Consider the following 15951-nt stretch of genomic DNA (forward strand, 5'->3'; position numbering starts at 1 on the left):
ACACCGTGACACTATTGCGGTTAGTTGTAAAGGCCAACATGTAGCGACAGTTAGGGAAGGCAGCACCTTGGGCATCGTCACCACCAGTTCGGAAACCGCGTTCCCCCATGCCGCGGAGACGATCTACGACTTCGTCACCAATCCGGCGAACTGGCCCAAGACCTACCCCACGAGCGCGAACATCGGTGGGCTGCCGGACTCGTTGCCGCTCAAGGTCGGCGACACCTGGACCGAGACCGGTCCCGACGGTGACCGCGTGTTCACCTGGCACCTCGCGATCGCGATGCGCCCCACCCTGTGGGTGTTCAACTCGGTCGGCCGACTCGGGCACGACCGCGACGGCAACGGCGGGATGGGTGGGCGCATCACCGTGCAGTACCACTTCACCCGCCCCGGCCGGGACGTCACGCTGTTCACCCGGACGATGACGGTGGAGGCGCCGAAGGACGAGCCACTGCCCGACGGCTTCTTCCGCGCGGTGAATCCGGCCCACATCGACCAGTACCACCGAGCGATCGCGCGCGAACTCGGCTGACGTCGCGCACGGCCGCAGGCGTTCCCCCACGAACCGAGAGGCCTCGCCCGCACCGCGGACGGTGAACCAGTCGGTGCGGGTGACGTGGCCGCGCAGGTACGCCAGGTGTACCGCAACCTGGCCACCGCGTTGCAGTCCGTCGGCGCCACGTTTGACGACGTCGCGAAACAGACTGTCTACGTGGTGGATTGGTCCAAGAGCAATCTGCCCAGCTGCTCGACGGGGCTCGAACAGGCGACCACGGAACTGGGCATCACCGCGGTTCGCGACTAGGTGCCCCGGATCGGTGCCACCACGTGGTTCTGGAGGTGGTCGAACACCACGTCGGTGCGCACGCCGGCGACTTCTCGGCGTTTCGTGACCGAGTCCAGCACGAAATCCCGCAGCGCCTCGGTGGACGGCACGGCGACGTGCACGAGCAGGTCTTCGGTGCCGGTCGTGACGAACACCTGCAACGTCTGCGGTAGCTGCACCACGAAGTCGCGGAACTCCTGGATGACCTGACGCGACTGCGGGCGCAACCGCACGGTGACCATCGCCTGCACCGGCCTGCCCAGTTTCGCGAGATCGACGCTGGCGTGCACCCCGGTCAGCACCCCGCGGGCCCGCAACGCCCGCACCCGCTCCAGTGCCGTCGACGGTGCGACGCCGAGGTCCGCGGCGAGGTCGCGGTTGCTGCGCCGACCATCTGCCTGCAGTGCCGCGACGATCGCCGTATCAAGTTCGTCCACGCCGCCTCCCGCCTCTCGCTGACCGAATTATATTCGGCTGATCAACGCATACAAGAGATTTGTGCGTAGCTTCGAGGCTCATGACCGAGCAAATGCTGCATCTGCCCGCCCACACCCCGACCATCACCACCAAGATCGCAGTGATCGTGCGCGACGACCTGCCGACATGGCAGAAGCTCAACATGACCGCGTTTCTGGCCAGCGGCATCGCTGCCAACGCGCCGGACTCCATCGGGGACCCCTACCGCGACGCCGACGGCACCCGCTACACCCCGATGTTCGGCCAACCGGTCATGGTGTTCAGCGCCGACGCCGACCGGATGACGCGCACCCTCAACCGGGCGCTGGCGCGCGGGGTGGTTCCCGCCGTGTTCACCGCCGAACTGTTCACCACGGGACACGACGAGGCGAACCGCGCCGTGGTCGCCGCCCGGGGGCGCGACGACATCGACCCGGTCGGCTTGGCGGTGCGGGCCGACCGCAAGACCATCGACAAGATCGTCGACGGTCTGCGCCTGCACCGCTGAGGTCACACAGGGTGCAGCGCCCGGCGCAGCGCGGCGCCCTGCAACTCGAACAGCCGCCTGCTGGTCTCCCACTCGGGCAGCAGCGAGTCGAACCCGTGACACGTGCCCGGGAAGACGTGCAGTTCGGTGGCGACGCCGGCGCGCATCAACCGCACCGCGTAGTCGATCGCCTCGTCACGCAGCGGGTCGAGCTCCGAACAACTGACGAAAGCCGGTGGCAGACCGCTCAAATCGTCGGCGCGAGCGGGGACGGCCTCGCCCGTGGCGGCGTTCGACCCGAGGTAGTGGCGCCACATCAGTTCGGCCGCCGTACGGTCGAAACCGGGGGTCGTCGTGAACTCCTCCTTCGACGGCGTCGGCCGGTCATCGAGCACCGGTTGATGCAGCAGCTGGAACACCACCGGCGTGCGCTGAGCGAGTCCGGCGGCCAGCGCGGCGCCGGCGCTGCTGCCCGCGACCGCTATTCTGGCGGCGTCCACCCCGAGCTCTGCCGCGTTGCCGACCACCCACTGCAGCACAGCGAACGCGTCGTCGGCCGCCGCGGGGTACGGGTGTTCCGGTGCCAACCGGTAGCCGACCGAGATCACCGTGCAGGCTGCGCGACGCGCCAGCTCGACGCACTGGAGATGATCGGTGTCGAGGTTACCCAGAACGAAAGCGCCTGCGTGGCAATAGATCACCGCCGGGGCGGGTGCCGGACCGCCGCGGTAGATCCGCACCGGAACGTCGCCCGCGTCGCGGTTCTCGAACTCCATGCCCACGGTGCTGACCGCGGCCGCCGTCTCGGCGCGTCGCTGGTTCAGCGAGTCACGGACCACCCCGAGCACGCCCGGTGACAGATCGGTGCGCGCCTCGACGAATCCCCGCAGTGCGGGGTCGAGACGGCGCTGGATCGTCATGGCTCAGCGATTCTCGGCCGCCTGCATCGCACCCGCACCGACGGCGCCGGGTGCCGGAGCGCTGAAGGTGTAGTCCGAGGCCCGGAACCGCCGCGTCATCCGCCAGAACGCCCCGGCGCTGCGCGGCCACTGCGTCACCACGCGACCGTTGGCGGCGCGAAAGTAGTTGCTGCACCGGGTCAGCCACACCGTCCCGGTCATCCACCTGTCGATCTTGGCGAGGAATGCCGCCATCACCTGCGGCCGCACCGCGATATAGGACCGGCCGCGGCGACGCATGTGTGCCAGCGCCCGCACGATGTAGTGGGCCTGCGCCTCGAGCATGAACAGCACGCTATTGGAGCCGACGTTGGTGTTGGGCCCGTACAGCATGAAAAAGTTCGGGAACCCGGGCACCGCCATGCCGAGGTAGGCGTGCGCGCCGTCGCGCCAGGTGTCCCGCAGCGACACCCCGTGCTCGCCGACGACGTCTATCTGGCCGAGGTAGTCGGCGGCGGCGTAGCCCGTCGCGCACAACACCACGTCGACGTCCAGTTCGGTGCCGTCCTCGGTGACCAGCGTCCGGCCCCGCAGCGCACGCGCCGGGCTGGCGATCACTTGGACGTGCGGTTTGGTCAGGGTCGCGAGATAGTCGCCGGCGAACACCAGGCGTTTGCACCCCAGCGGATGATCCGGGGTGAGCCTGCGCCGCAGCTCCTCGTCGGTGACCGTGCTCTCGAGGACCTTCAGCGCGATGTCTTTGAACTCTTTGGTCTTGTCGCTGCCGTGCTCGATCACCGAGATGTTGGACTCGCTGCGCAGCCACAGCCGCGTCCGGTACACCTTCTTGGCCAACGGGATGTGCCGGAACATCCACCGCTCTCGCGGGGTGTACGGCCGGTCGGGCTTGGGCAGGATCCACGTCGGTGAGCGCTGCACGGAGTACACGGTTTCGGCGACCTTGGCGACCTCCGGGAGCAGTTGCGCCGCAGTGGATCCCGTACCCAGCACCGCCACCCGCCTACCGGTGAGGTCGACGGTGTGGTCCCAGCGCGCCGTGTGCATCACGGTGCCGGTGAACGGCTCCTCCTCGACCAGTTCGGGCATCACGGGCCGGGTGAACAGTCCGATGGCCGACACCACGACGTCGAACCGATACTGGTTGCCGCCGCTGCTGCCGAGCACCCAGGCGTCGCCGTCCCAGCGCGCCGAGGTTATCTCGGTGTTCAACTTCAGGTGCGGCTCCAGGCGGTGGCGGCGCGCGCAGCGTTCGAAGTACTCGAGGATCTCGGGCTGCCCCGACCACAACCGCGACCAGTCCGCGTTCAGCTCGAATGAGTACGAGTAGAGGTGCGACTTCACATCGCAGGCCAGCCCCGGATAGGTGTTGATGCGCCAAGTCCCGCCGACGCCGTCCTCGCGGTCGAAGATCGTGAAATCTCGGAATCCGGCCTTGTGCAGAAAGATTCCCAACGCCAGGCCGCCGGGACCGGCGCCGATGATCCCGACCGACAGGTTCTTCCGGGCACTCATCCGATTCGCAGGCACTGTCCTCCGTCCACGACGAGTTCGGTGCCGGTGATGAACGACGCGTGATCGGACACCAGGTAGGCGACGGCGTCGGCCACTTCCATCGGCTGCCCGAGGCGACCGAACGTCGCCGCCAGCCGGCCCTGGGTGGCGTCGTCGAGCATCGGCGTCGCGATCGGGCCGGGGAACACCGCGTTGACGCGGATACCCAGCGGCGCCAATTCGGCGGCGGTGATCTGGGTCAGCCCCCGCAGCGCCCACTTCGACGAACCGTAGGCGGCGTGGTTCGGGAACGGGCGCATCGCACCGGTGCTGCAGGTGTTGACGATCGCGGCGCCGTCGACCTGACGCAGGTGCGCCAGCGCGGCCTGGGTTCCGAGGAACGGCCCCAAACAGTTCACCCGCCAACTGTTTTCGAACCCCGCCGCCGTCTCGTCGGCCAGCGAAGCGCGGTGCAGCACCCCGGCGTTGTTCACCAGCGCCGTCACCGGGCCGAACCGGTCGGCGACGGTGGTCAGCGCCGCCGCCCACTGCTCGGCCGACGTCACGTCCAATTCGACGGCCAGCACGCCGTCGTCGGCGAGTTCGGCGACCCCGGCCGCCAGTTCGTCGGCACGCACATCGCACGCGGCGACGCGAAACCCGTCGGCCGACAGGCGGCGCACGATCGCGGCCCCCTGGCCGCGGGCTGCGCCCGTCACCAATGCAACCCGGTCGCTCATTGCGCCTCCCGCAGGATCTCGGCGGCGCCGCGGCGTAGGGCCTGCGACTCCGAGCCCAGCGTGAGCATGCGGAAACCCAGTTCCGCCATGGCTTTCCCCGGTGCGCCCGCGCCGGCGTGGATTCCCGCGACCAGTCCGGCTTTCACCGCCGCGGCCTGGATCCGCGAGATCGCGTCGAGCACAGCGGGCGCGGTCCATGCCTCGGCCGGCGAATGCCCGAGTGATATCGCCAGGTCGGCGGGCCCGGCGTAGAGGCCGGCCAGTCCGGGGACCGCGCAGATCTCGTCGAGCGCGGCCAATCCCTGTGCGCTTTCGATCATCACGAACACGCTCGTACGGGCCTCGTGTTCGGCCGGATCGTGGCCGAGGTCGGCGCGTAGCGGGCCGTAACTGCGCACGCCGGCGGGCGCGTACCGGGTCGCGGCCACCGCGGCAGCGGCCTGTGCTCCCGATTCGACCATCGCCACGATCACCGCGTCGGCGCCGGCGTCGAGCACCCGCCCGATCGGCGCCGGGTCCACCGACGCCACCCGGACCGCGGTCGCGATCGGGACGTGTTCGAGGCGGCGCAACAGCAGCGCGACGTCGGCGTCGTCGAGATAGCCGTGTTGGATGTCGAATCCGACGTAGTCGTATCCGGCGCGGGCAAATTCCTCGGGCCCGAGGATCGTCGGGCCGACGATCCAGCCGCCCCACAGCCGCTCCCTGGTGGCCAGCGCGTCCTGCAGTCGGCTCGCACTCACGCGACGATCGCGATCTTGACGCGGTCGGGCACGGGCCGGCAAGCGAGGTCGAACGCCGCCTGCGCCTCGCCGACACCGAACGTGTGGGTGACGTAGGCGGGCAGCAGGTCCGGGTGCTGCCGCGCGAATTCCCCTGCGGCGGACAGCATCCGCCGACGCTCGAGGGTGACGCCCGATTTGAGGGTCAGGTTGTTGCGCAGCATGGTCCGCATGCTGATCGGATAGCTGTCGTCGTCGGGCACCCCGAAGTAGAACACCGTGCCGCCCGGCGCTGCGGCCTCGACCGCGTGTCCGAGGGTGGCGACCTGATGGCCCACCGCTTCGATCACCACGTCGGGCCGGTCGCCGGGTGCCAGGTGGCTGACCCAGCGGTCGCTGGTGGCCCGCACGACCTCATCGACTCCGAACCTGCCGGCGATCGCCGACCGGTCCACCGGATCGACGCCCGTCACCCGACGGGCGCCGAAAGCCTGCGCCACATAGGAGAACAACAAGCCGATCGACCCCTGACCGATCACCGCGACGTGCAGACCCGCCAGCGGGGGTAGTTGTTCGACCGCGTAGAGCACGCAGGCCAGCGGTTGCAGCGCGACGGCATGCGCCGGGCCGAGGTTGCGGTCACAGGACGCCAGCCCGTCACCGCCGGCAACGACCTGCTGCATCAGCCCGTCGAATCCGGACGCCCACCCGACCACCAGGTCCCCCACCGCATGTGCGTCGTGCCGGCTGGCGATCACCTCCCCGGCGATCTCGTGGATCGGGAAGCCGGGCAGTTCGGCGGCGCTGGGGCCGCGGTCGCCGGGGATCTTGCCGCGCACACCGCGAAACGGCGGCAGGTCGGATCCGCACACACCGGCGGCGCAGAAATTCAGCAGCACCTGGCCGTCGGTCAGGGGCCCGGGCGACGGAACATCGCACTTCTCGAAGGTGTACGGCGCGATCAGCCGGTAGGCCCACACGTCACACCTCCACCGGGACGCTGTTCCAGCCCCACTGGAAGCTCGACGGGGGGCGCGACGCGGACTCCGCGTCGACGCGCCACTCGGGAACCCTGCTGAGCCATTCGGTCACCATGATGGTGATCTCCAGCCGCGCGAGGTGGACGCCGAGGCAGAAGTGCTGTCCGCGACCGAATGCCAGCAGCCGTTCGATGCGCCGGTCCCAGACGAAACGCTCCGGTTCCGGATACTCGCGCTCGTCGCGGTTGGCCGAAGCGAGCAGGGTGATGATGCGCTGCCCCGGCTGAATCGCGGTGTCGTGCAGCGTAAACGGCTTACGCACGGTGCGGGCGAACCACTGCGCGGGGGCGCAGAAGCGGATCATCTCCTCGCGCGCCGCGGGCACCGTCGCGTCGAGGTCGGCGCGCACGGCGGCCAGCTGGTCGGGGTGTTGCCCCAACTCCCACAGGCCGTGCGCGACGATCTTCGGCACGGTCTCGGTGCCGCCGATGAAGATGCCGAGCAGCTGGGTGGCGGCCTCGACGTCGTTCAGTGCCGACCCGTCGGGCAGCCGGTAGCCGACGAGGTTGTCGACGATCGGGTTGGTCCCCGGCTGCTCGCGGGCACGCGTGATGAGCGGGATGAGGTACTCGAGGTAACCCGGCCGGGCGTTGGCGACCTCGACGCCGCTGCCCGGCTGCGCCAGGCTGCCCGCGTTGACGGTGCCCAGCACGTCGGCGGCCAGTTCGACTGGCAGGCCGAGCAGTTCGCAGACCATCGATGCGGCGACGATACCGCCGTAGTCCTGGGTCAGGTCGAAGGTGCCGCGCGGCAGGAGTTCGTCGAGGCGTTCGTTGGCCAGCTGCCGGATCCGTTCGGCCAGCCCGGCGACCGACCGCGGCCGAAATGGCGCCGACGTGCACCGGCGGACGGTGTCGTAGACCGGCGCGTCGAAGTTCGCGTGGAACGGCATCGGGTGCAGCGCCGGGTCCGGCACCGGCCCGTCGTTGCGGGAAGCCAGAACCGTTGCGGCGGGCAGGGTTCCCTCCGAGGCGACGAAGGTGCCGTCGTTGATCTGCAACACGCGCCAGACGTCCTCGAACCGCGACAGCGCGTAGGTGTCCCACTCGTCGATGTAGTACACCGGGTGGTGATCGCGCAGCGTGCGGTAGTACGGCAGCGGGTCGGCCATCACCGCCGGATCGAACGGATCATAGGAGAACGCCTGCAGCGTCGCGGGATTCATCGCAGCGGAGACGGGGGTAGGGCCTGCAGGATCGAGTCCTCCCAACCGTCGCGCAGCGCGGGCGCGACGCTCATCCAGGTGACGATCTCGGCCGGCGGGCTGTCTTTCCAGGACGGGTAGTGCTCGGCGAAGCAGTCCCAGTCACCATCGAGCGCCCAGTAGTGGATCACCTCGTTGAACCGGAACGTGGTGATGAACGAACCGAGCCAGCGCTTGCCGGTGCGCTCCGACCACGGTACGTAGAGCCGTTCGAGTTCGCGGATGTAGTCGTCCTGGCGTCCGGGTTTGGTCTGCATGATCTCCTGGATCACCAGCCCGGCACCAAATCCGGCGTCCTGCAACTGCTCCAGGGTCCTGTTGAACTTGCCGGCGTACATGATGCGTCCCTCACCGGAGGCGCCGATCTCCGACAGGTAGGTCGACCATCGCGCAGCGGCCGCCGCGTGGCTGCCACCGAGGGCCTGCGCCTTTCCGATTCGCGCGTAGTCGGCGAACCGGTCGATCTCCCAGATGATCGTGACCTGCGGCCAGTGGCCGTTGTACGGCGTGGTCTCCCACATCGCGAACAGGCGCGCGCCGAGGTCGGCCATCATCGGTGCATAGATGTCACTGAACGCCTCGGTGAAGCGGTCGGACCGCCCGGAACCCAGCGCGATCGTCTCGTGCAGGTAGAGCAGGGTGTGGCCGTAGTACTTCTTCATGATCTGCACCCGGTTGACAGTGGCACCCTGCGAGCGTGACACTTGTCGCGTGTTTTGTAAAGGTGTGAGGACAACGGCCGGATGCCGCTGACCGCGCTGGCGAACGGTTTCTGTTTCGGTGAGGGACCGCGCTGGTTCGAAGGGCTGCTGTGGTTCTCCGACATGCTCGGCGAGGCGGTGCACACCGTCGACCTGGGCGGCGACATGAGCACGCTGCCGCTGGCCGGTCACGCGCCCGCCGGCCTGGGTTTCCGGCCCGACGGCTCGCTGCTGATCTCCTCCACCGAACGGCGACAGGTGCTGCGCTACGACGGCGAGTCCGTCACCGTGGTGGCCGATCTCGCGGCGCTGGTCCCGGCGAGCCTGGGCGACATGGTGGTCGACGCCGCCGGCCGCGCATACGTGGGTTCGCAGGCCCGCCAGGGCGGCGTGATCGTGCGGATCGACCCCGACGACACGGTCACCGTCGTCGCCGAGGACCTCGACTTCCCCAACGGCATGGCCATCACGCCCGACGGGGCCACGCTGATCGTCGCCGAGTCCACCGCGCGGCGGTTGTCGGCCTTCACCGTCGGACCCGACGCAGGGCTGACCGACCGCCGGGTCTTCGCCGACGGGCTGGACGGGCCGCCCGACGGGATCTGCCTGGACGCCGAGGGCGGTGTGTGGGCCGCGATGACGCTGACCTACCAGTTCGAGCGCATCACCGAGGGCGGCCGGGTCACCGACCGCATCGACCTCGGTGGGCGCACCGCGATCGCCTGCGCCCTCGGCGGTCCCGAGCGGCGCACGTTGTTTCTTCTGTCCAGCACCGACGCCTACCCGCAGCGACTGGTCGGGACGAAACTGTCCCGCCTCGACGCGACGACCGTCGACATTCCAGGAGCAGGCCTGCCATGAGCGACTCGTACTACGAACTCGTCGACGCCGCCGATCCGCTCGGTGAGCGGTTCCGTGCGAGCGACCTCGTGCGCAGCACCTGGTCGGCCACCATCCAGCAGGGCGCGCCGGTGTCGGCGTTGTTGGCCCGCGCGCTCGAGAGGTGCGAAGCGCGCGACGACACGCGGCTGAGCCGGGTGCTGATCGACCTGCTCGGCGGCGTCCCCGCCGAGGGCGACCTGTGGCTGCGATCGCGAATCGAGCGCCCCGGCAAGCAGATCGAGCTCGTCGGCGCCGAACTGCTCGCGCCGGGCCGCGACGGTGAGCCTCGCCCGGTCGCACGGGCCAGCGGGTGGCGGCTCAAGACCGTCGACACCCGTCCCGTCGTACGCACCTCCGAGGCCCCGCTCCGACCGCTCGCCGAGGCGAAAAGCCGTGACATGAAGAAGGATTGGGACCGCAACTACGTGCACAGTGTCGACTGGCGGTGGTTGACGAAACCGTTGTGCGAGGGTCCCGGCGAGTCGTGGATCCGCCCGGAGGTCGACCTGGTCAAGGGCGAGACGATGACGCCGCTGGAACGGTTGTTCGCGGTCGCCGACGACGCCAACGGCATCGGCACCAAACTCGACATCCGCAAGTGGACGTTCATGAACACCGATCTCGTCGTGCACGTGCACCGGATCCCCGACGGGCAGTGGATCGGCGTGCGCGCCGAAACCGACTATGGGCCCGACGGTATCGGCACGACCGTCGGCACGCTGTTCGACGAACAGGGTGCGGTCGCCGCGATCCAGCAGTCGGTGCTGGTGCGCCCGATGCCGGGTCGATAGTCAGCCGACGCAGGCACCGGTGGGCACCGGCTGGGTGGCGCCAACACCGTTCATCATCAGCCCGAAGACCTGTTTGGCGGTCAGTACGAAACCGGCGTCCGGGTCGTCGACGCCCGCCCCGAAGCTGATCCCGAGCACCCGGCGATCCATGTCGATCAGCGGTCCACCCGAATCGCCTTGCCGGATGGGCCCTCTGATGGAGTAGACCTCGCGGGTCACCGTCTTGGTGCGGTAGATGTCCGGGCCCTGCAGTTCGATGACGTCGCGGATCCGGGCCGGGGTCGCGGTGAACGGGCCACCGCCGGGGTAGCCGAGGACCAGCGCGTCGGTGCCGGTGTCGGCCGGCTTGTCGGCCAGCCCCAGCGGCGGCGCGGCCAGCTCGGGCACGTCGAGCACCGCGATGTCCATGTCCGGGTCGAACACCACCACCGTCGCGGCCCGCTGCTCGTCGCCGACCGCGACGTTGACCGTGTCCGCGCCGGCGACCGCGTGCGCGGCCGACATCACCTTGTTCGGTGCGATGACGACGCCGCTGCCGTCGAGGGTGCGCTGGCAGGCCTGCGCGACGGAGTGGATCTTGACGACGCTGCGCGCCGCCTCGGCGACGGCCGGGCTGTCGGCCAGCGCCGGGTCCGGCGCCTCCACCGAGACGACGGTGGGTTCGGCCGTCGGCACGCCGGTGCCGCCAGGCTGGCTGGACGCGCCGCACCCCGTCGCGCCGATCGACACGGCGATCAGGAGCCCCGCAAGTCTTGTCGGTGTCATCGCCGAAACGATAGCCGCCCGCGGCGGTGGCTCACTCCAGGAGTCGCAGCGCCGCCGCCGGGCACTGGGTCACGGCCTGCTGCATGCGTTCGCGATCCGACTCGGGTCGGTCCGCACCGTGGATCACGGCGTACCCCTCGTCGGTCACCTCGAAGACATCCTCGGCGATCGACTCGCAGATACCGTGGCCGGTGCACCTGTCGGGATCTACTTCGACGCGCATGCTCACTCCCTCAGCGGACGACGGCGGGCAGTCGTTTGACGCCGTGCACGAAACTGCTGTACAGCAGGTCGGGTTCGCCGAACTCGATCGTCGTCAACCGGGTCAGCAACTCCGCGAACAGGTTTCGCAGCTCCGCCTTGGCCAGCTGGCTGCCCAGGCAGAAGTGCGGGCCACCGCCGCCGAACCCGAGATGCGGGTTGGGCGAGCGGGACAGGTCGAACGCCCAGGGTCTGTCGAACGCCGCCTCGTCGCGGTTGGCCGAACAGTAGAACAAGCCGACCTTGTCCCCCGCGGCGACCGGATGGCCGTTGATCTCGGTGTCCTGGGTGACGAAGCGGGCGAACTGCAGCACCGGCGAGGACCATCGGACGAATTCCTCGATGGCGGTGCCGATCCGGCCGTCGAAGTCGTCGAGCAGCCAGTCGCGCTGCTCGGGGTGGGCGACGAGCGCCATCATCGCGTGCGTCGTCGCCTGCTTGGTGGTGTCGTTGCCCGCCGAGGCGAGCAGGATCAGGAACGCGCCGATCTCCTCGTCGGTCAACCGGTGCCCGTCCACCTCGGCGTTGACGATGCTGGTCATCAGGTCGTCGCCGGGATGGCTGCGCCGGAACTTCGCCAGTTCCACCCCAGTGTTGGACAGCAGCGCGATCTGCGCGACGGGGTCGCTGACCCGCTCGTCCTCGGTGGCGTACTCCTCGTCGCTCATCCCGAACAGCTTCTCGGCGGCGTACGCCACCGCGGGCTGATCGGCGCTCGGCACTCCGAGCATGTCCATGATGGTCAGCATCGGCAGCTTCGCCGAACACGCCGACACGAAGTCGATCTCGCCGGCCCCGACGAGGTTCTCGACGATGGTGACCGCGTTCTTGTGGATCTGCTCCTCGATCAGGCGGACGTTACGCGGGGTGAACGCCGAACTGATCAGCCGGCGGTACACGGTGTGCTGCGGCGGGTCCATGGCCAAGAAGAACGCCGCGAACCGCTGGATCTCGGCGGGCATCGGGTTGAGCGCGACCCCGTCGGCGGAGGTGAACAGCTCGGGATGCTGGCTGACGTAAGCGATGTCGGCGCGGCGCGTGAGCGCCCAGAACCCCGGCTCGTCCATACCGAACATCGACGGCATCGGCGGGTGCCAGCTCAGCCCGTCAGCGGCACGCAACCGGGCGAACGATTCGTCGCGGGCGGCGAACGGCCGGCTCCAGAAGTCCTCCGACGTGATGTCGACCGCACGCGCTGAAGTCACCGATTCAGCGTGACACTTAGTGAAAAGTTTGTAAAGCTATGACGGTGCAGGGAGCCGACGCGGACACCTCGACGCGCGAACGCATCCTCGCCGCCACCGCGACGGTGCTCGGCCGCCACGGCATGACCAAGCTCAGCCTCTCGGAAGTCGCGGCACAGGCGCAGGTGTCGCGGCCCACGCTGTACCGGTGGTTCGCCTCCAAGCGTGATCTGCTCGACGCGTTCGTGGTGTGGGAGCGCCAGTACTACGAGCAGGCGGTCACCGCGGCGACCGCGGACCTCCCGCCCGAAGAGCGCCTCGACGCTGCGCTGCAGGTGATCGTCGAGTACCAGCAGTCCTATCCCGGGTTGCGGATGATCGACATCGAACCCGAACTCGTGATCAAGCGACTCTCGCGCGTCATCCCGCTGATGCGTCAGCGGCTGGAGCGCCTCGCCCCCGGGCCCGATCCCGGTCTTGCGGTGTCGACGGCGGTGCGGGTCGCGGTCTCGCATTACCTCGTTCGCAGCGACGACGACGCAGACTTCCTCGCGCAGCTGCGCCACGCCGCCCGGGTCAAGCACCTGGCTCCCTGAGTTCGGCGAGCACCTCCTCGGTGTGCTGACCCAGTTTCGGCGCCACCGACCGCGGCGCCCATGGAGTCCCGTGGAAGTCGGCGGGCGAGGCCGCCATCGGCACCGTCGCGTCGCCGTCGGGCACATAGACGATCCCGCCTGCGGCGTGGAACTGCTCGTCGCCGACCACATCCTCCAGCGAATTGATCGGCGACCAGAACAGATCCGGCTCGGCCGCAAAGGAATCTGCCCACTGCGCCAGCGTGCGGGTGGCGAAGATCTCGTCGAGCTCCGCGATCAGCGCGGCCGCGTTGGACGCCCTGGCCTGCGCGGTGTCGAAGCGCGGATCGGTCAGCCAGCCGGGACGCCCGACCGCGCGACACAGCGGCGGCCAGTGCCTGCGCGCCTCCAGGCCCACGATCCAGAACCGGCGGCCGTCGGCTGCGGTGTAGTTGTTCATGCACGGGTTGCCCATGGTCTCGCGCCGGCCGATCGCGATCGGATGCCCGGTGAGCAGGAAGGTGTTCAGGTCAAAGCTGACGGTGTAGGCGCCCTGGCGGAACAGCGATGTGCTGACCAATTGACCGGATCCGGTGCGCGACCGCGACACCAGCGCCGCGCACACCGCCGCGGCGAGCGTCATCCCCGCCGCGTGATCCCCCATCCCGCCGCGCTGAAACGGCGGCGTGTCACCTGGTCTGGTGAGCAGATGCGCCAGCCCCGAGCGGGCCCAGAACGCGGCGACGTCGTAGGCGGCCCGGTCGGCGTCCGGGCCGGTCTCGCCGTAACCGGTGATCAGCCCGTACACCAGGCGCGGGTTGCGCGCCGCGACCGTCTCGAAGTCCAAACCCAGCCGGGCCAGCGCCGCGGGCCGCACGTTGGTCAGGAAAACGTCTGCCCCGCAGATCAATTCGAGCGCGGTCACGCGGTCGTCGTCGGCGGTGACGTCGAGCACGACGCTGCGCTTGCCCCGGTTGTCCATCTCGAACGGCGGGCTCAGATCGTCCTCGATGCCGAGCATGCGGCCGAACATCCGCGCCGGGTCGCCGCCCGGCGGTTCGATTTTGACGACGTCGGCGCCCCAGTCGGCGAGGATCCCGCCGGCCGCCGGGCCGGCCACCCACACGCCGAGTTCGACCACACGCACACCCTCGAGCGGACCCGCCATCGACACCTTCTTTACATTAATCGGCGAATTTGTAAGCTGGCGTGGTGAAGCACGCTACGCCGGTGGTCGGCCTGGCCGCCCATCTGGGCCGCGGGGTACAACGTATCGCCACCGACGCCGCGATCGGCCGTCTCCGGTCACTTCCCCGATCCGTGTCCGATCTGGACGCGCCGGCCTTGTCGCGGGTCATCGGCCGCCGCGTGACCGCGGTGTCGTTGCTCGGTGGTGACGCCGGCACCTCGGCACGCGCCAGGCTCGCCCTCACCGGCGACGACGTCCCGCCGACCGTGTTCGTCAAGCTGGCCGCCGAGACCGTCGCCACCCGCCTGATGGGTGAGATGGGCCGGCTGGGCGCCACCGAAACCCGCTTCTACCGCGAACTCTCACCGCGGATGACCGGCGTGCCGGACTGTCACGGCTCGGCGTTCGACTCGGTGATCGGCCGCTACGTCCTCGTGCTGGAGGACCTACCGGCCGACGAATGCGAGTTTCCCGACACACTGCACCCGCTCAGCGCCGACCGCGCGGGCCTGATCGTCGACCTGCTCGCCCGGCTGCACGCGAAGTTCTGGAACCGGGTCCCCGGCTGGCTCTACACCGCATCGGGCGACACCGCGTCGCTGCTCACCGGCCCCCTGCTCAAGACATCGGCGCGCCGTATCGGCGAGCGCACCGACATCGCGGTCGACGCCGGGCGTTTCATCGACGAGAACTACCGGGCGGTGGCCCGCCTCATCGACGAGCCGCCGCACACCGTGATGCACGGCGACGCGCATCCGGGCAACGTGTACTTCCGCAACGGCGAGGCCGGATTGCTGGACTGGCAGGCGGTGCGCCGCGGACACCCCGGCCGCGAACTCGCCTACACGCTGGTCACCGGGATGACGCCGGAGGACCGCCGGGCCCACCAACGCGAACTGCTCGACCGCTACCGCGAGACGCTGGCCGCAGCCGGCGGGCCGAACCTGGACCGCGACGAGCTGTGGGACCGCTACCGGCAGGGCGCGCTTTACGCCTACGTCGCGGCGTTGATCACCGCCGGGATGGGCGGGATGCAGGCCGAGGGCATCGCGTTGGAGGGGCTGCGGCGGGCCGTCGCCGCGCTGACCGACCTCGACACTGTCGAATTACTCCAGAAGTCGCTGTGAGAAGGACCTACGATCGTCTCGACCGCTGACGATTGAGGAGCTGTGAACGAACCGCTGCACGACTTCGAGGACACCTCGACGCGGCACCGCATCCTCGCCGCCACCGCCGAAGTCCTCGCGCGCAGCGGCCAGACCAAGCTCAGCCTCTCCGAGGTGGCGTTGCAGGCAGGGGTGTCCCGCCCGACGCTGTACCGCTGGTTCGCCTCAAAAGGTGAACTGCTCGATGCGTTCGGCACCTACGAGCGCGACCTGTTCGACAACGGCATCAGCAAGGCGACGGCCGGCCTGCGCGGCACCGAGAAGCTCGACGCCGCGCTGCGCTTCATCGTCGACTACCAGCACTCGTACTCCGGCGTGCGGCTGGTCGACATCGAACCCGAGGTCGTCATCGCGCAGCTGGGCCGGATCGTCCCGGTGATGCGTGCGCGGCTGCAGCGGCTGCTGTCCGGCCCGAACGGAGCGGTCAAGGCGGCCACCGCAATTCGGGTCGCCATCTCGCACTACATCGTGCGCAGCGACGACGACGACCAGTTCCTCGCCCAGTTGCGGCACGCCACCGGAATCAAAGCGAACGGCTGACACTCGCG

General features: G+C 69.2%; 19 protein-coding genes and 1 pseudogene. 8 read left to right on the plus strand and 12 right to left on the minus strand.

Going from position 1 to position 15951, the window contains the following annotated elements; translation table 11 throughout:
- Nucleotides 1–67: 67 nt before the first annotated feature.
- Nucleotides 68–535 carry a polyketide cyclase gene (locus BLW81_RS24290; protein ID WP_083409403.1) on the plus strand — a complete coding sequence of 156 codons (468 nt, stop codon included), beginning with the start codon at nt 68–70 and terminating at the stop codon, nt 533–535.
- Nucleotides 536–601: 66 nt separating this feature from the next.
- Nucleotides 602–808, plus strand: a pseudogene (locus BLW81_RS24295) (RidA family protein); the annotation flags it as partial.
- Here BLW81_RS24295 and BLW81_RS24300 read toward each other — a convergent pair.
- A complete protein-coding gene (locus BLW81_RS24300) occupies nt 805–1266 on the minus strand; it encodes an Lrp/AsnC family transcriptional regulator (RefSeq protein ID WP_083409405.1) in 462 nt (153 codons plus the stop codon). The pseudogene BLW81_RS24295 and the gene BLW81_RS24300 overlap by 4 nt on opposite strands.
- A gap of 80 nt (nt 1267–1346) precedes the next feature.
- Here BLW81_RS24300 and BLW81_RS24305 point away from each other — a divergent pair, with 80 nt between their 5' ends.
- Nucleotides 1347–1793: a PTH2-like family protein gene (locus tag BLW81_RS24305; protein WP_235632081.1), complete on the plus strand. Its 447-nt coding sequence runs from the start codon at nt 1347–1349 to the stop codon at nt 1791–1793.
- A gap of 2 nt (nt 1794–1795) precedes the next feature.
- Here the strand turns inward: BLW81_RS24305 and BLW81_RS24310 are convergent, their stop codons facing one another.
- From BLW81_RS24310 to BLW81_RS24340, 7 genes are read right to left on the minus strand one after another with little or no spacing between them, the layout of a single operon-like run.
- A complete protein-coding gene (locus BLW81_RS24310; protein ID WP_083409406.1) occupies nt 1796–2692 on the minus strand; it encodes an alpha/beta hydrolase in 897 nt (298 codons plus the stop codon).
- A gap of 3 nt (nt 2693–2695) precedes the next feature.
- The gene (locus tag BLW81_RS24315) at nt 2696–4204 is read right to left on the minus strand and encodes a flavin-containing monooxygenase (RefSeq protein ID WP_083409407.1); all 1509 of its coding nucleotides are present in this window, start codon (nt 4202–4204) and stop codon (nt 2696–2698) included.
- Nucleotides 4201–4923, minus strand: a complete 723-nt coding sequence (locus BLW81_RS24320; protein WP_083409408.1) for an SDR family NAD(P)-dependent oxidoreductase — start codon at nt 4921–4923, stop codon at nt 4201–4203. The genes BLW81_RS24315 and BLW81_RS24320 overlap by 4 nt, the downstream gene beginning before the upstream one ends.
- Nucleotides 4920–5666 carry an HpcH/HpaI aldolase family protein gene (locus BLW81_RS24325; protein WP_083409409.1) on the minus strand — a complete coding sequence of 249 codons (747 nt, stop codon included), beginning with the start codon at nt 5664–5666 and terminating at the stop codon, nt 4920–4922. Before BLW81_RS24325 ends, BLW81_RS24320 begins: the two co-directional genes overlap by 4 nt.
- Nucleotides 5663–6625 carry a zinc-binding dehydrogenase gene (locus BLW81_RS24330; protein ID WP_083409410.1) on the minus strand — a complete coding sequence of 321 codons (963 nt, stop codon included), beginning with the start codon at nt 6623–6625 and terminating at the stop codon, nt 5663–5665. The genes BLW81_RS24325 and BLW81_RS24330 overlap by 4 nt, the downstream gene beginning before the upstream one ends.
- 1 nt (nt 6626) lies before the next feature.
- A complete protein-coding gene (locus tag BLW81_RS24335; protein WP_083409411.1) occupies nt 6627–7850 on the minus strand; it encodes a cytochrome P450 in 1224 nt (407 codons plus the stop codon).
- The gene (locus BLW81_RS24340) at nt 7847–8551 is read right to left on the minus strand and encodes an NIPSNAP family protein (protein ID WP_083410783.1); all 705 of its coding nucleotides are present in this window, start codon (nt 8549–8551) and stop codon (nt 7847–7849) included. The genes BLW81_RS24335 and BLW81_RS24340 overlap by 4 nt, the downstream gene beginning before the upstream one ends.
- Before the next feature lie 81 nt (nt 8552–8632).
- Between BLW81_RS24340 and BLW81_RS24345 the strand changes: the two genes are divergently transcribed.
- Together BLW81_RS24345 and BLW81_RS24350 are read left to right on the plus strand one after the other, a co-directional pair.
- Nucleotides 8633–9451 (plus strand): SMP-30/gluconolactonase/LRE family protein, encoded by an 819-nt coding sequence (locus tag BLW81_RS24345; RefSeq protein ID WP_083409412.1) that lies wholly within the window; start codon nt 8633–8635, stop codon nt 9449–9451.
- Nucleotides 9448–10263, plus strand: coding sequence for a thioesterase family protein (locus BLW81_RS24350; RefSeq protein ID WP_083409413.1), 816 nt, complete (start codon nt 9448–9450; stop codon nt 10261–10263). Before BLW81_RS24345 ends, BLW81_RS24350 begins: the two co-directional genes overlap by 4 nt.
- On the opposite strand, the gene BLW81_RS24355 is transcribed toward BLW81_RS24350, so the two are convergent.
- Genes BLW81_RS24355 through BLW81_RS24365 form a run of 3 tightly spaced genes read right to left on the minus strand, consistent with a single transcriptional unit; the run spans nt 10264 to nt 12494 of the window.
- Entirely contained in the window at nt 10264–11028 is a 765-nt protein-coding gene (locus BLW81_RS24355; protein ID WP_083409414.1) for a MarP family serine protease, read from the minus strand.
- Nucleotides 11029–11059: 31 nt separating this feature from the next.
- On the minus strand, nt 11060–11251 hold the full coding sequence (locus tag BLW81_RS24360; RefSeq protein ID WP_083409415.1) for a ferredoxin: 192 nt from the start codon (nt 11249–11251) through the stop codon (nt 11060–11062).
- Between the two features lie 10 nt (nt 11252–11261).
- Nucleotides 11262–12494, minus strand: a complete 1233-nt coding sequence (locus BLW81_RS24365) for a cytochrome P450 (RefSeq protein ID WP_083409416.1) — start codon at nt 12492–12494, stop codon at nt 11262–11264.
- A gap of 38 nt (nt 12495–12532) precedes the next feature.
- Between BLW81_RS24365 and BLW81_RS24370 the strand changes: the two genes are divergently transcribed.
- On the plus strand, nt 12533–13069 hold the full coding sequence (locus BLW81_RS24370) for a TetR/AcrR family transcriptional regulator (RefSeq protein ID WP_083409417.1): 537 nt from the start codon (nt 12533–12535) through the stop codon (nt 13067–13069).
- Here BLW81_RS24370 and BLW81_RS24375 read toward each other — a convergent pair.
- Entirely contained in the window at nt 13050–14216 is a 1167-nt protein-coding gene (locus BLW81_RS24375) for a CaiB/BaiF CoA transferase family protein (protein WP_083409418.1), read from the minus strand. The two genes, BLW81_RS24370 and BLW81_RS24375, sit on opposite strands and share 20 nt — an antisense overlap.
- Before the next feature lie 44 nt (nt 14217–14260).
- Here BLW81_RS24375 and BLW81_RS24380 point away from each other — a divergent pair, with 44 nt between their 5' ends.
- On the plus strand, nt 14261–15364 hold the full coding sequence (locus tag BLW81_RS24380) for a phosphotransferase (RefSeq protein WP_083410784.1): 1104 nt from the start codon (nt 14261–14263) through the stop codon (nt 15362–15364).
- 42 nt (nt 15365–15406) lie between these two features.
- The gene (locus BLW81_RS24385) at nt 15407–15943 is read left to right on the plus strand and encodes a TetR/AcrR family transcriptional regulator (protein WP_083409419.1); all 537 of its coding nucleotides are present in this window, start codon (nt 15407–15409) and stop codon (nt 15941–15943) included.
- Nucleotides 15944–15951 lie beyond the last annotated feature (8 nt).

The sequence above is a fragment of the Mycolicibacterium rutilum genome (assembly GCF_900108565.1).
In the GTDB taxonomy this organism is placed as follows: domain Bacteria; phylum Actinomycetota; class Actinomycetes; order Mycobacteriales; family Mycobacteriaceae; genus Mycobacterium; species Mycobacterium rutilum.